The following is a 16,255-nucleotide window of genomic DNA, read 5'->3' as shown; positions in this document are numbered from 1 at the left end:
ATAAGAAGTAGATAAAAACTACCTACTTCTTACAATTAGAAAATTATCTCTTCTCTTATTGATTCGATATATTCTTTTGGCGTCTTACCGATGTGTTTCTTGAAGGTAGTACTGAAGTACTTCGGATCATTGAACCCTGATTCATAGGCAACATCAGCTACTCTTAGATCTTTTCTTGTCTTGAACAATTCGATAGCGTGGTTAATTCTAATCTTTATGATCAAATCAGATGGCGACATACCCGAATGTTTTTTCAACTTTCTAAATAAGTTTGATCGACTATATCCTAAGTTTTCACAAAGGGTCACAATATTGAACTCCTTGTTCGTTACATTAGACTTGATTTCCTCTACCACTTTCGATAAGAAATCTTGTTCCGCTGATACTGGTTCAGTTTCTTCTTCCTCTTGGTCAGTCATCAATTTCTTGATCAAATGTCTAGATTTTAGAAGGTTGTTGATAGTTATTCTCAACATTTCCATTCTAAATGGCTTTTCAACATAAGCATCTGCACCCAATTCCAAACCTTCTATCTTGTCTTCTACTCTACTTAAAGCAGTTAACATCACCACAGGAATATGACTCGTTTTGTAATTGTTCTTTAGGATATGGCAAAGTTCTTTACCACTCATTAATGGCATCATTACATCAGTGATGACCAAATCAGGCCTTTTCTCTAACGCAATTACCAAGGCTTCCTTACCATTTGGAGCTTCTAAAATCTTATAGTCTTTCGACAATTCTTCTACCAGTGTTTTTCTGATATCGTCATTATCTTCTACTACCAAGATTGTTTTCTCTTCATTGATATTTAAAGTAGGTAAGTGTTCTTCTTCTTCTACAATCACTTTAAGGATTTCTTCTTCCATAAAGTGCCCTTTTCCAAGGCTTAATGAAATAGTAAACTTTGTACCTAAATCTACCTTACTCTCAAATTCGAGCGTTCCTCTATGCAGTTCAACAATTTTCTTGGCTAATAAAAGACCAATACCGCTACCGGCAATGTTAGATTCTGCAGCGTTGTTTGCTCTAACAAAACGGGTAAATATCTTTTTCTGTTGATTCTCAGGAATACCGATACCATTATCGATAAAGTTGATCAATACTTTCCCTTTCTCTTCTTCAATATTGATCTTCACTGTGCCTCCTTGGTGAGAGTATTTAATGGCATTGGAAATTAAGTTATTGAATACTCGAACCATCTTTTCTTTATCAAACCAAACATTGATGGATGCCATAGAAAAGTTGAACGTTAATTCCTTATTCTCAATCATTGGTTTAAAATCAAGAAGCACTTCTTCCATAAGCGATTTCAAATCAATCTCCTGCACTTTCAACTCCAGCTGGTTTCTTTCCGCTTTTTGGAAATCCAATAATTGAGTTACGTATTCATTTAAATGCTTTGTATTTCTTCGAATTAAACTGATTGCATTTTCACCATTCTCTCCTTTAGCCAGTTGGTCTGCAGACAATTGAATTAAAGAAACGGGAGTTCGGATATCATGTGCAACATTCACAAAGAACTTAATTTTCTCATCCGAGAAGTTCTGTTGATGTTTTGCTTTCTGTACTTGCATAATCAAGAAGAAAATCCCCAATGTTATGATCATATACATTAAAAAAGCAATTGGAGACAACCACCATGGATCTTTAATGTCTAAATTTAATTCATATACATTATCGGATACCACACCATCAGAGTTGATGACATCTACCACTAATTTATAATCTCCTGCAGGTAATTTTGTGTAGGATATCTGTCCACCATTAATAAGAATGATCGGCTTATCATCATATCCTTCTAACTGATACTTAATAATGTTTTGGTTCTTCCCGTATAAATCAGGAACAATGATACTGAACATCACCGTATTTTGATCATGATTTAATGTTAGTTCATGATTAAAATTAAGGTTATCGACAAAACGGTAATCTACCTGTTGACCGTTGATTTTAAATTCATCAACGATAACATTCTTCTTCTGATAATTCTTTTTGATGTTACTTGGGTTGAACTTAATCGCACCTTCTGCACCACCAAACATTAAGGAACCATCTTGAAGTTTAAGACTTGCACCAAATCCAAAATTACTGATCTCTACACCATCTTTTTTACCAAACTTTCTTAGATGATTATCCGTCATATTGTATTTGTACAAACCTTGGCTACTACTTAACCAAAGGTTCCCATTTTGATCAAAGTTTAAACCGTAAATGATACCAACATCACCGTTTGTAAAGTGTGTTATGAGCTTATCAGTTTTAAAATTGTAGCTTTGTAAGCCTTCACCCCCACCAATCCATACTTTCTCTCTTTCATTGTCGATTAACAAAGCAAAAGCATTGGCTGTTTTGGTAGCACTAGACTTTCCTTCTAATTTCTTTATCTCACCCGTTGTTTTGTTTAACAGGTGCGCTCCATCCAAACTAGCTACAATGTATAGGTTTTCTGATCTTGCTACAATGCTTTTCACATAGCCTATTTTATAGTTCCTTTGGTATTTATCATTGGTGAATAGTGATAAAGGAGCGTTATTTCCACCTACCCAAACATCATCTCCAATGATTTGAGTGGTAAAAACAAAAATATTTTCTCTTTCTGGAGCTTCGAATGCTTTTCTCGCCTTGTAAGTTTTCGGATCGACTAAGAAAGAACCTTTACCATATGTTCCCACTAAAATTTCTCCTTTGTACTTGTTTAAAGTAAGTACAGGAGTATTGATTAATGTGTTTAGTTTTTGCCATTGTCCGTTAGGCGACAATACATCAATACCCGACTCTGTACCAAACCAAATATTTCCATTATCGTCTCTTAAGATCGATCGGATAAAATTATCTGAAAGGCTATTTTTTAAGTTTAGAATATGTTGGTAATTAGTAAATGGGTTGTCTTCTGTGAATAAGATATCTACACCCATTTCTTTGTGACCTAACCAATACACATTGTTCTTATCTACATATATTGTTTCAAGGTCATTTTGTCGTAAAGAAGATGGATCATCTGGGTTATGGTTATAATGAGCAATCACATTAAAATGCTGATCTACCACAAATAGACCATCTCCATCTACACCAAGTAATGCATTATCGTTGTTATCAAAAAAGATCTCTCTTATTGTACTCTTACCATTTTTAAAACCATTCAATTTCAATGGTGTTAACTTACCATAATCATATAAGAATAGTTCTGAACTATTGGTGGTAATCCAAAATCTACCTTTGGAGTCGATATTAAATGTGAGGATATCGATATCTTTTACCAACTCCTCTTTGATAGAGTACTTGTTATCAATTCCTTTCACCAGTTCAAACAGACCTTTCGCTCCCCCTACATAAATTTTACCGTTGTATTTGATGATATCTCTACACAATAATAATTTAGTTGGCGACACCTTTTTAGCAAAAGTCTTCGACTCCATATTATAGATGGTTACTCCATTCCTTAAACCTAAAAGGATTTCGTTATCATTGACAAATTTTGCACTAGTAAAAGTATACTTTTCAGCCTTTGCAATAAGTTCAAACGAATCATGAATATAGTCGTACTTACTAATTACTCCCTTTCTACTAATAGCGTAAATATCTCCATCCTTTTTTATCAAAGCGGTGATAAATTGATTGGTTTCTTTTTCCGAGATTTGATAGGATAAATATCTTTCTCCAGAATACCTGTATAGGCCCGATTTTGTGCCTACCCACATGTAACCTAAAGAATCTTCAACCATACTTGTTACAGTACCGTTGACCAAACCTTTTTCTGTTTCTAAATGAACGATATCTTCTGCTTGAATAGACACAGAAAATAAAAGTATTAGTATCGTAGTTTTTAAGTATAGTAAGTATGTTTTCATTCTGGTAAAAAATTGCCGTTAAATAGATAATGGTATGAATCTCTTTTTCATGCTGATCTGTTTAACGAATATAATTATACTATTAAATGAATGATAATAAAGAGTAAAATAAATCTCATCTTGCGCAATGTTCATTCTTATATAGTAGAATTACTGATCACTATCGTATTTCATTTCAATCATTCATGACAGTAGTAAAAATGCGGTTTTGTGATCTGATTTCAAACTTTTGACCTAATATTGAACCTTTGATGGACTATATCAAAACCTTTCGCTCCTATAATTTAAACGATGCTTTTGAAGCCCCCAATTATTTGTATTACTTCAATAAAGGATTTTAGTCCTACTCTTTACTGTAACACTTACTTTTCATCACATCATCGCTCTTTATCTTGCCCAGGAAGTGAAAGTTCATGGAGGGAACTTTGGCTAGTACCACCTATAACATCATCACCCTAAAATAATCGTTCGACACTTTATCTAGAACTCGGAATGTTACACCAAGAAAATTCAAATCATACCTTATAACTAACATCGATAGTATTCTTTGTATATCACTTATTATATTAACAAAGCAACCAACTTCTAACCTAAATATCATTAGGCAGAAAATCAAAGGGTAGTGATAAAAAAAACAAGCGAAAGGGTATTTTCAATACTCTGAATACTAAATAGGATAGTCAAAAAAATCGACTAATTTTGAATGGTTGGTTATAAAACTATTTTGACTTAAAATTGGATTATATTGATGTAGCTGAATTGTAATTTTATGATGTCGCTAAAACACACCTTTTCGTAATCTTTTTAATTAGGAATGTATGAATTATAAAATTAACAATGTATATGTAGGTCTTTTCCTACTTATATTAAGCATAGGTTGTAAGCCCACTTTAAATAAAAAGGTAAAGAAACAACCCAATGTATTGGTTATTATGTGTGACCAATTGAACTACAAGGCTCTTAGTTGTTATGGAGGCCCTGTACCTACTCCCAATATCGACAGAATTGCCAACGAAGGAGTTAAGTTTAATAGAGCGTATAGTGCAACCCCATTTTGTTCACCTTCTAGAGCTTCCATTGTTACGGGACTTTATCCGCATCAACATGGTGTAGTCCACAACTTGGGTTCGAAACAAAAAGATGGTATCGATATTACAGATGAAACAACAGGTAAATTATTAAATAGCGAGGGTTATGCTACACACCAATATGGTAAATGGCATGTAGAAAGCGATTCCCTAAACTATTTACCATACTATAAAGATCAATATGATTATGCCTATCAGTACAAACAAGAAATGGCTGATAGACAAATTACTGTTCGTAAAGATGATGGGCAAGATTGGATGAATTTCTACAATCAATTCTGGCCTGTAGAGGTAAGTCCTTCTATGGCTGATAAAAGAAGTCACCTTGAAAATGTTTGGGAAGATGTTAAACACAAGGACTTCGTCATTAAAATGGGTCGTTTAAGACTGAAACAAGAAGATTGGATTGATGATATCTTAGCTAACAAAACAGTGGCCTCTATTGAAAATGCTTCTTCTGTAGATACTCCATTTTTCATTACTACCTCTTTTATCTGGCCACATGATCCCAATTTTGTTCCTGATCCATACTATGGTCTTTTCAATCCTGATTCATTGCAAATGCCATTAACTCAAGTGCCAGAAACAAAGTTCGACAAATCTTGGTCTAGAAGAATGGTAAAAGGTTACGGTGATGAAGGACTTAGAGAGTTTTTAAGAATCTACTATGGTGCTGTAAAATATCTAGATGACAGGGTAGGCAGAATCTTGGGTGAGTTGGAAGAACAAGGTATTCTTGATGAAACTTTGATCATCTTTACTGCCGACCATGGTGATATGATGGGTGAACATGGTATGGTATGGAAAGTAAATGAATCGTTTTATGATGATATCGCGGCCATTCCATTTATGATCCGTTATCCAAAACTTTTAAAGCCTGGCGTTACAGATATTCCCGTTAGTTTAGTAGACATTAAGCCTACAATATTGTCTATTACAGAAACAGATTATAAAGAAGAAGTAGCAGGTGTGAATATTATTCCGTTCCTAACAGGTGAAAAGGATAAATCATTGGCTCCTAAATATTCATTCTGTGAAAGAATTAAGGCACATCCAAAAGGCGGACGAGAAGTACTGGCAGATGCCAAAGGTTCGTTTATGGTACGTGACGAACAATACAAATTAGTCATTTACCCTGATGGTGATAGTTTTTTCTATGATCTAAAGAACGATCCAGGGGAATCTAAAAACATCATCGATGATAGAAAATACATCAATCAAATTCTTGATTTAGAGAATGCACTACAAAATTGGTTAGATGAAACGGGATGGAAAGGAAAGAAAGTAAATTTCATGTACAGAACGTAATCCAACTATCAATTGGTAGTCATAAAAAAGAGTTGGGGTTATTATCAAAAGTGATAATAACCCCAACTCTTTTTTAGTATTCAGCATAAGTAAAGCTAAAAGAACTAAAACATGTACTAAAAGTCTTATTGCGCGAGTTTTTTATCAAGTTCTAATGCACTAACACCTTCCAAACCTGATTGATATATCTGCTGGATCTCTTCATGGTTTAGGGCTCTAGTCCACATCGAAACATCATCCAAAAGTCCTTTGAAATTCTGCATGTTCATAGTTTCTCTTAGGTTTGATTTATGTTTCTTCATTTGAGTAGCAATAGACATCCAATTGGCTTGGCTGGTATTCACCTTACTATTTCCTCCTTTGGTATTTCTTTCTGAAATTAATTTTCCATCTACATATAGCAAATTATCATTGAGTGTTGCCCCATATTGAGGTACTACCACCGCTACATGATGCCATTTTCCATCATTAATTTTTTGATTGGTAGTTACCGTATAAATGTCTGATTTAAGAGCGAGTTCTAGTTGTCCTTCGTTGATAGAAATATTGTAGAACTGCCCTTTTCCCCAATAGGAATTACTATTGAAGATAATTCTTCTGCCGTCTGCATTTGTTTTTAACCATAAAGAAATAGTTCGCTCGTATCCTTTTGCTATAGGGCCAATTGGTAACACAAATAGCTTTGAATTTTCATCAATTCTAATCGCATTATCAATGATACCTTTTTCTATTTTAGAAGAAGCTCCTAGCAATGAATAATCATACTCAAAATCACCGTCATTTAAGTAGGCAACAGGAGAAGTAATGCCTTTGAAATGCACTTTATCCTTTGCTTGATTTGGATAATTGCCAGTAACACTAAATTTAAATTTATTCGCAGGAATCTTTTTATCAAAACTCCAATGGATTTGTATTTTTTGAGGTGAGATAGGGGCAAGCAAACCTGATGAGGCAACTGTTGTATTTGTATTTGATTTGTCAATCGTCAATGTTCCTAGCTGATCACCATTTTTATGATAAGCGACTAAGCTTAACTTGTTATCTTCTACATCTACAGCGGTTAAATTACTTAAATCATTACCTCTTCCTACAAATTGGATAAGGTCAGACTTATCGTCTTTTGTTACTGTATTCATATGCACTTCTCCAGCTAAATATAGATCAACATGATACTTTCGTAAGAGATTTAAAACCTTCTCTTCGGCATGTCTTGACACCAACATACCACTACTCGCATACTTTCTTACTGGATAAATAATCGGTAAATGAGATTGTACGATAATGTGCTTAATACTCTTCTCTTTTTGGGCTTCACTAAGTACAGCTTCGAACCACTTTAGATGTTCTCCTGTAATATCTCCCTCTACTGTTCCTTCATCTCCTAAGTTGATATCAGCTCCATCGAATCTAAACATATCAATGGTTACAAATAAGATATTTTTGTATTGGATCGCATTAGAAGTGTGTTCATATTTAGTTCCAATCGGTCTGGCATCCGCCTTACCAATTTTTTTAGTAAAACGAGAATTTCCTTTCTCATCTAAAGTAAAAACTTTAGCAAAGCCTTCTCTGAAATGAGGTAAATTTTTGACCACTTTTGAATTTTTTCTCCAAGGATTATCTCCCAGTTCATGATCACCTACAGCCACTAGAAATTCTTGGTAACCCACTCCATATACGATATCTTTCAGTCCTTGATAACATAAACGAGAAGACTCAATAATTACATCCTTTTCCGTATAATCGGCATATGCTGGGTATGATTTAAAAGCATTTAGGTATTTAGCTTTGTACCAATGTCCTCCGTTGGTATCTCCCGGAAGAATAACCAACTCTCCTCCATGAGCATTTTTCATCTCTCTAAAAGAAGTCATTTGTGATGCAATACGCTCTTCTCTTGCGTTTTTAAAAGCAGGATCTTTACTCTTATTCCAAATTCTTGTGAATCCTTCAGCATTATGGTAATCTGGAATATTAATAAATCTCCATTTTGGAGTGGTCTCCTGTGCAAATGTATTTATGCTTAATAGTAAAGCAGTAAAAATCAGTGTTAGTGTATTTCTTTTCATTTCAATTTCTTTTATTCCAAATATGAAGAATATCACACTACTTCAGTAGCATAAAACCTACAATAAGTATCATAGATAATGATTCGTTTATTTGTGGTCATAGTAGTTTAGGCTATTGTAATTTTAAGCGGGACTACTATGAATATTATATTGTACAACTTACCTACTTAGCACTTCAAAATATTCGAATCACCTTCTACTAAAGAAATATCAAACCTAAAAAAAGCACTTCTATTTATAAAAATAAAAGTGCCTTTTCATTACTTTCAGATGCAATTCTAATGTCTAGTCATTGACAATCATCTCTCCAACATATACCTTCTCACCTGCTTTAATAATATGAATAAAGTACAATCCTTTTATTAAGCTATCGAATACAAATGATTGGGCAACGTTATCTTTTGCAAAAACTAATCGTCCAGTTTGATCATAGATTTTCACTGCTACTATGTCTTCTGTTGCTAGCTTAATTAGCTCCCCATTTTTTACAGGGTTAGGATAAAAGAAAGTGGTTTCCCTATTCCCTTCAATACTCGTTATGGGTGTATTTACTTCTTCTTCCTCAGCATCTGTATTTTTCTCTTCTTCCTCTTCGTTTTCTTCTTCTTTCTCCTCTTCTTCAGGTACTTCAGGGATAACAATATTAGACTCCCCAAGTTCTGTTAATTGACCTTCCGGTCTATTGTCATTTTTAATCGCTCGTTTCCATTCTAATCGTGTGGCTCTTTCTTGTGAAATCGCGATCCTCTTCTCCATAAATTCTTTCAATTTTTCCTTATCATCTTTTACTAAATATCCCTCTAAAGCAAAATCATTGGTTGTTCTCATCCAATTCTCCAATCTCGTTCTTAGGTCTTCCAATACTTCTGCATACTTAGGATCATCGATCAGATTATTCAATGAATAGGGGTCATTTTTTGTATCATATAATTCCTCAACTGTACGATAATTAAGAAAATCGAACCTCTCTTTAATCTGTTCATCCTCTTTAGATAAGGCAGAAAAAGTTGCATAAGATCTATACCAACGGCACTCCATAATCGCCTCATAATCACCGGTACCCCAAGCGTTAAAAATATAGACAAACTCTTTGGAGTGTACTGCCCTCATCGGTCGAGGTTCTGCTGTAGGGCCTTCGTTCTGTTCCACAAAAACATATTCTCTGTCTTCTTCTATATCTCCTTTTAAGATACCCAACAATGATCGACCAGCTAAAGGGCCTGGCGCCTCAGTATTTGTAACTTCAAGAATGGTCGGCATCATATCAATAGCAGAAATCATATGTGATGTATCTACTTGGCCTCCTGAAATTTCTCCCGGCCAAACAACAACCCATGGTGTCTTCACACTTTGTGGGTAAAGATTCGATTTTACAAAAGGAAACGACATACCATGGTCAGAGATATAAACAATTAAAGTTGTCGACATCAATCCTGCATCTTCTAACACTTGAAGAATATCACCGATACAATCGTCTCCTCTTCTTACGGTATTATAATAATCTGTCATTTCTTCTTTGAAATTATCAGATTGTGGTAATACTGGGTGAACAGGTATCTCGTCTTCATCATACAACAAAGAAGGAGGGTTTTGGTCAAACCCTTCTTTGGTATCTTCACCTCTATAAAACGGTAGATGTGGATCTTGAACATTTACTGATGCATAAAAGGGCTTGTTGGATGCTTTTGCCTCTTCTAATAATTCCTCAAAAGCTGTTTTATACTTATTCGCTGTTCTAGATTCAGAGTTCTTAAAACTTGCTACGTAATCCCAATATTTAGCTTTATTGTTTGTAGGGCTAGAGTCTAATACTTTCTGAATAATTCCTGTAAAATACCCATTTTCTCTTAACGCCTCTGGAAGGGTGGCTTGAGGAAAGTCAACGCTAAAAAATCCTACCACTCCACTATTGTGAGAATAATGGCCTGTATGGAATACATTCCTAGATGGGCAGCAACTGGCAACCTGAACATAGGCATTTTCAAACATCATACCTTGTGCCGATAGTTTATCAATGTTAGGAGTAGTGTTTTTTACCTTTGAACCATAGGCCCCTACCGAATCAAAATTCAAATCATCGGAAGTTAAGAATAAGACGTTCGGTCTGTCTTGTGCTTTAGTGCTGAACATAGGGATTACCATCAATATGATACTGAAGTATATCATTGATCGCATGTTTAAATATTTCATTTCATTAAGTGTTAGATAAAAAGTTATAATAATGTCACACACTTAAAAGTTAGTTTTCTCTTTTGAAATACAAGTTGACTATCCGTTACAATCATTTCAATATTAGGTCTTACAGCCTAAAATACAGTCATCTTTCTCTTAGATTAAAAAGAAAATAAAAATGTCTCACAGAATTAATTATTCCATGAGACATTTTCAATATAGGTGGTATTCTTTATTGGTTAGCTAACGAAAATAAGAATCTATTTCGAAGTGCTCTTCATTACATATTCTAATCTAAATTCATCGATGTAGAAAGTGACATTTGGAGTACCTCCCATTAATAAAGTAGGAATGATATACTCATAACCTGCTTCAATATCTTTCTTAGTAACCACAACCTGACGAGAAATCTGCTTCCAATCTTTACTTAAGGTAAGATCTACCACTTTGGGTTTGGTATCACCCAAATTAAATGGCTTACCTTGCTTGTTCATTTTCAGTGTTTGCTCTAAAGCATCTTTAGAGATCATTGAACCGATTTTGATTTTTGCATTGGTATCTGATGCCTTCACCCAAAATGAAATTTTATATCTTCCTGGGCTTTTTATCTTAATAGGATTGTGCTTTAATAACCCTTTATACAATACACTTGCATTAGGGTTGGTCTTTATTTGTAAAGAATAATCCCCATTGTAAGCTTCTTTGTTTGTTACTACGATAGATTCTTTTACTAAAGAACCTGTAAAAGGAAGGTACCAACCTTCAACGCCTTTTTTTCCTTTTCCTGGTAAAGTTGAAATTGGTTTAACGGGTCCAGATTGTTTCTCAAATCCTGCATTTGTCGTCCCTTTAATTGGAATATATTTCCAATCCTGAGCCATCAATGTGGCACTAAAAAATAAGGTAACTACTAATGTAAATAGAGTTTTCATTTCACTTTGACTGTTATGTTATTGATACATCAAATATAGAGATAGATGTATAAAAATAAGGTTTAATTCCTATTCATAAAGGTTGGATATCTTCTAAACACCTCACTTATCTATAAGTTCCCACAGGTTCTAGAATATTATATCCATCCAATATACTCGACATCTCATCTGCATCCGATAAATGAGTATCTTTTCCCCAATCTACAATTGTAAGTAGGTTAAGCTTTTTTAGATGAGTATACATGTCTTCCGTAAATATTTCTTTTTCTATCGCTGCACATTTCGAGCGATTTTCCATCATTTTTTCTTTTGCAATAGGCGACGATTTTCCAAACTCTTTTGCTACCAAAATATTATGATAACGCATCTCCCTCATTGCAACAAGTATACGTTGATAGTCGTTTTCGTTTAAAGGGTTAATAAACTGAATCTGACCTAAACGAATTATTGTCTGATGATGACATTTGATTTGAATATATTCTTCAAATGAAAGCAAGTTCATCAATTTCAGATCTGTTTCTTTATCGACTCTTTTCTTCATTTTTATCTTCTCATACTTACTCAACGATTCATCATTGAGAACTGCTCGGTGAATACTATCCTTCTTTAAGTATCGATTTAAATAAAGGTCGTAAATAGTATCTACCTCTTCGTTAGAGAGCGTGAGGAAACCTTGGTAATCATCAATTCTTTGATGAATCTCTTTGATTTTTTTGTCAAGAATCTTTGAATTTTGGGCGAAATCTGGTCCTGCAAAAATCAGGATAAGAACTAGAACTATAAAACTTCTTTTCATTGTAAATTAATTTTTGAGCTTTATGGAAAGCCCCTTGATAACTATGTTATTTAAAAAATGCTGGCACTTCAAATGTATAAAAAGATTTTACCCTAAAATATCGACAACTGGCCATTGGGTTAGTTATTCAACCCTTTTTGAACTGACTTTAAACCATTGTAATAATAATTAACCGATGCGATATGGTCAGTTACAGCGTTTGTTATCAGACCACGAAACACTGTAAAACCGTTACATTCGCACCCTATACTAAATAAGCCATTTTTTAGCTTCCACTATTTATATCAAAGACGAACGAAAACTCTACTTTTACCTCTTCTTATTGATTAAAAATTAGGTAGTTCAATAGGGTTAAACAACAATAGTTTACCTGTCCATCTTCGATAGTATCCACAATTCTTTAGGTTCAAAATATGATCAGAACAGATTTTAGCAAAGGGGTAACAAAAACCATAACCACTGATAACCTCCGACTCTACTGAAAAAATAAGATGGAACGTTTATATAAGACCAATCACAATACCCGAAGTTGGTCATCACAAAAAGTTAAGGTTAAACAATAGTTTTGAGGTGGTATTTTTATTTAGACTTTTAGTTCTACGCATAAATAGAATAAGCCCGAAGAAAAGGATAATAAGTAATGCTTACTTCACTTTTATAAACTACAAAATGACAATCATCCTACAATTAATAAAAGATATATCTTTTAAAACCTAAAAAAGTGAATACTTATAACGGTATTGAATAAGATGAGAATACAATTGAGTAAAGTTTTCTGAAAATAAAGTATCTAAATATTATGCAGAAGAAAATGAAAGTTGAATTTGGCTGTATTTATTTCCTTCTTACTATGATAGGTTTTTCCTGTATAGAATCACCAAATAATAGTGAAGTTTTAAAACATTGTGATGAAGTAACATTAGCTCAAAACGATACTATTAAACGTAAGTTGATAAGGACAACAATCAATGAATTTGTTCAAAATGATCTATTTGTAAACAATAAAGGAATCATAGAGATAAGTATTTATCCCGACACCTTAGGTGGAGAAAAATGGTATATTTCTGCTCAAATTGAAGATAATTATAAAAGACGTAATGATATCACTTCAACAATTGAAGACTTTTATGGTGATATAATACTCTATTATTATGAAGATTACACTTCTCAATTAAAGAGAAAAAACAGGTCAGAAAGTGATAAGAACAAAATTAGAGATTGTTTAGAATACGCTATTGGAGATCGTGTCTATCAAAAACCAACTAAGAAAAAACGATGGTCAAGATTGAAAATAGGGGAAAGAGAATTGGGCGGTATAAACAGAGGTATAACTGGATGGTCAGCGACTAAAACTGTACTATTTAATTGGAAGGGTGAATACACTTTGCTCAATAGATCTTACGGTTGTTACGAATAGTGACTACATCTCAATTCTTAGTAAGCCTAACCTCGTCATCAACTTTAAATAAATAAAGCACTTCTAACAACAACTATTGAAATTATATCAAATGCCCTTTTTCTTACTTATAGCACTATTTGGGGTACACATTTCTACTTTCCATTGAGTATTGATAATGTTCGCTTGATTTTTGAAACGAATCATGTCAAACACTCATGATTTATTTTATGATAGTGTTTAAATATATTTGTTGGTACTTGTAACTCATCTCTTTTGATAAAAACAGAATTCCATATAGACCAAGATTTAGCTCCTTATGTGAACTGTATTATGACTGGAAAAAACAGTGAAATACATTCACATACAAATATTCCATTATATGCTGATGGCTACCCAGGAATAATGTTTCAACAATCTGATGAGGGGTTTTACTTATTGCCTCAGGAAAAAGAACTATCAGAATTATTTCTCTACGGACAAACAATTCGTCCTATTTCATTAGATGTGAAAGGACCACATAATTATGTTGTTGTGCAACTTTACCCTTTTGCCTCCAAATACCTACTCAACATAGACCCAAAAGTTCTAAATGATGAATGTTACGATTTACTTCAAATTGAATACCTCGATATTAAAGGTTACCAGAAACAATTAAGAGCATCAGTAAGTACATCAGAACAGGTGGAAATTATTTCGACATTAATGAGAGAATTAATTAACAAACATAACGTTGTAGAAAATGATTCGGTACAAAAAGCTATTTCGATAATTCTACGTCATCAAGGTCAGTTAAAAGTAAAAACTCTCTTAAATGAATTATCACTAACCGAACGAACACTTGAGAGAAACTTCAAATCATATGTAGGACTTTCACCCAAGCAATTTGCAAAAATAATCCAGTTTCAATTTTCTCTTAATCAACTTACCGCGGCCAATTATGAGAAGTTAACCGATGTGGGCTTAGACAGTGGCTTTACAGATCAATCTCATTTTATTCGAACTTTTAAAAATTATACGGGACAAACACCGTCTTTCTATTGTCGCAATCTATAGGTCGTTTCCACTTTGTCGGTTTTGTTCAATTTTAAGGTAAATAGAGTAGATACATTTGTTACAAAATAAAACAAATGAAAATATTCTTCTTACTCAGTTTTGGCGCATTGTCATTTCTCTTCGCCTCAGATCTAGAAAATAATTGGTCTAGACTTTCGCACAAAAGTATTCCTTCCTCTGAAAGCAACAGCTTAAAAGAGAAAGCCTTTGAAGTACTAAACACAAAATGTAATGTCTGTCATGTGAAAAAGAATCGACGTAAAATTTTCACACCCGACAACATGGATCGGTTTGGGCCTCAAATTAATACCCAAGTTTTTATCAAAAAACGGATGCCGAAAGGGAATTCTATTTCATTATCGAGTACTGAATATAAAACACTAAAAAATTGGTTAAACACCTTACAATTAAATTAATATGAAAAAAATAGTCGTATTTGGTTCTACAGGAACAATAGGAAAACATGTGATCTCTCAATCCTTAGAAAAGGGGTATCAAGTAGTTGCATTTTGCAGAAATAAAGAAAAACTTCAAGAACTATCACATCCTAACCTTATAGTTATGGAAGGCAATGTATTGCATTCTAATGATGTACAAAAAGCGGTAACAGGAATGGATGTTGTCATCGTCACCTTAGGTTCTGGAAAAAGCAGAACTAGTACTGTTCGCTCTGAAGGCACAAAAATTATCATAGAAGCCATGAAAAACCAAGGTATTTCCAGACTACTTTGTCAAACAACTTTAGGGGCTGGAGAAAGCAATGGTAACCTTAATTTCTTTTGGAAACACATTATGTTTGGCTGGTTCTTGAAAAAAGTGTTTTTAGATCATGAACTACAAGAAGAGTTTGTAAAAAACAGTCACTTAAATTGGACGATTATTAGACCTTCTGCTTTTACGGATGGTAATAAAACAGGTAAATATCTTCATGGATTCAGTCCAACCAACAAAAACACAAAACTAAAAATAGCTCGGGCTGATGTGGCTGATTTTATTATCAAACAAATTAACAATACAGCATATATACATCAAACACCTGGAGTATCTTATTAATCGTAAGTAATAAATTATCATGACTTCACAACAATTTGCATTAGCGTTAGCTATGTGTTTAACAGGATTAATGGCTGGTATTTTTTTTACGTGGTCCAATGCTGTAAAGCCAGGAATAGGCCAATTAAGTGACTTAGAGTACTTGAAATCTTTTCAATCCATGAACCGTGTCATCTTAAATCCTAGTTTTAAAACTCTATTTATTGGAGCAATTGTTTCGACTGTAATAGTACCTATCTGTTATTTCAACTCTTCTCAAAAGTATATATTTTGGTTTGTACTTATTGCCTTTCTCATTTATTGGTTAGGCGTATTTATTATTACTGTATTAGGTAATATCCCATTAAATGAAATACTAGATAAAAGTAATTTAGAAGGTATGTCTGTAAAAGAACTACAACACTTACGAGTTAGTATTGAACGTAAATGGAATAATTATAACCTGATTCGTTCTATTTCATCAGTCGTTACTTTTCTTCTATTAATGACCTCCACTTTTTATCAGTAAACCTATAGTTTTGAAAAAGTCCGTTC

11 protein-coding genes are annotated in these 16,255 nt (G+C 33.6%); 6 read left to right on the top strand and 5 right to left on the bottom strand.

Going from position 1 to position 16,255, the window contains the following annotated elements:
- Positions 1-35: 35 nt before the first annotated feature.
- Positions 36-3,851, bottom strand: a complete 3,816-nt coding sequence (locus tag HGP29_RS11065; protein ID WP_168882466.1) for a hybrid sensor histidine kinase/response regulator transcription factor — start codon at positions 3,849-3,851, stop codon at positions 36-38.
- Between the two features lie 818 nt (positions 3,852-4,669).
- Here HGP29_RS11065 and HGP29_RS11060 point away from each other — a divergent pair.
- A complete protein-coding gene (locus HGP29_RS11060; RefSeq protein WP_168882465.1) occupies positions 4,670-6,247 on the top strand; it encodes a sulfatase family protein in 1,578 nt (525 codons plus the stop codon).
- A gap of 125 nt (positions 6,248-6,372) precedes the next feature.
- Here the strand turns inward: HGP29_RS11060 and HGP29_RS11055 are convergent, their stop codons facing one another.
- The 4 genes from HGP29_RS11055 to HGP29_RS11040 form a co-directional block, all read right to left on the bottom strand.
- On the bottom strand, positions 6,373-8,316 hold the full coding sequence (locus HGP29_RS11055; RefSeq protein ID WP_168882464.1) for a LamG-like jellyroll fold domain-containing protein: 1,944 nt from the start codon (positions 8,314-8,316) through the stop codon (positions 6,373-6,375).
- A 285-nt stretch (positions 8,317-8,601) separates the two neighbouring features.
- Positions 8,602-10,506, bottom strand: coding sequence for a sulfatase-like hydrolase/transferase (locus HGP29_RS11050; RefSeq protein ID WP_168882463.1), 1,905 nt, complete (start codon positions 10,504-10,506; stop codon positions 8,602-8,604).
- Between the two features lie 242 nt (positions 10,507-10,748).
- The gene (locus HGP29_RS11045) at positions 10,749-11,420 is read right to left on the bottom strand and encodes a carbohydrate binding domain-containing protein (RefSeq protein WP_168882462.1); all 672 of its coding nucleotides are present in this window, start codon (positions 11,418-11,420) and stop codon (positions 10,749-10,751) included.
- A gap of 106 nt (positions 11,421-11,526) precedes the next feature.
- Positions 11,527-12,216, bottom strand: a complete 690-nt coding sequence (locus HGP29_RS11040) for a hypothetical protein (protein ID WP_168882461.1) — start codon at positions 12,214-12,216, stop codon at positions 11,527-11,529.
- A gap of 799 nt (positions 12,217-13,015) precedes the next feature.
- On the opposite strand from HGP29_RS11040, the gene HGP29_RS11035 reads away from it, so the two are divergent.
- The 5 genes from HGP29_RS11035 (at position 13,016) to HGP29_RS11015 (ending at position 16,229) form a co-directional block, all read left to right on the top strand.
- Positions 13,016-13,633 (top strand): hypothetical protein, encoded by a 618-nt coding sequence (locus tag HGP29_RS11035; RefSeq protein WP_168882460.1) that lies wholly within the window; start codon positions 13,016-13,018, stop codon positions 13,631-13,633.
- A 255-nt stretch (positions 13,634-13,888) separates the two neighbouring features.
- Positions 13,889-14,668 carry a helix-turn-helix domain-containing protein gene (locus HGP29_RS11030; RefSeq protein ID WP_168882459.1) on the top strand — a complete coding sequence of 260 codons (780 nt, stop codon included), beginning with the start codon at positions 13,889-13,891 and terminating at the stop codon, positions 14,666-14,668.
- Between the two features lie 74 nt (positions 14,669-14,742).
- Entirely contained in the window at positions 14,743-15,084 is a 342-nt protein-coding gene (locus tag HGP29_RS11025) for a hypothetical protein (protein ID WP_168882458.1), read from the top strand.
- Between the two features lies 1 nt (position 15,085).
- On the top strand, positions 15,086-15,721 hold the full coding sequence (locus HGP29_RS11020; RefSeq protein WP_168882457.1) for an NAD(P)-dependent oxidoreductase: 636 nt from the start codon (positions 15,086-15,088) through the stop codon (positions 15,719-15,721).
- A 19-nt stretch (positions 15,722-15,740) separates the two neighbouring features.
- On the top strand, positions 15,741-16,229 hold the full coding sequence (locus HGP29_RS11015; protein ID WP_168882456.1) for an anthrone oxygenase family protein: 489 nt from the start codon (positions 15,741-15,743) through the stop codon (positions 16,227-16,229).
- Positions 16,230-16,255: the final 26 nt, after the last annotated feature.

It is taken from the genome of Flammeovirga agarivorans (assembly GCF_012641475.1).
Lineage (GTDB): Bacteria > Bacteroidota > Bacteroidia > Cytophagales > Flammeovirgaceae > Flammeovirga > Flammeovirga agarivorans.
This window is presented reverse-complemented; position numbering and strand designations above follow the sequence as displayed.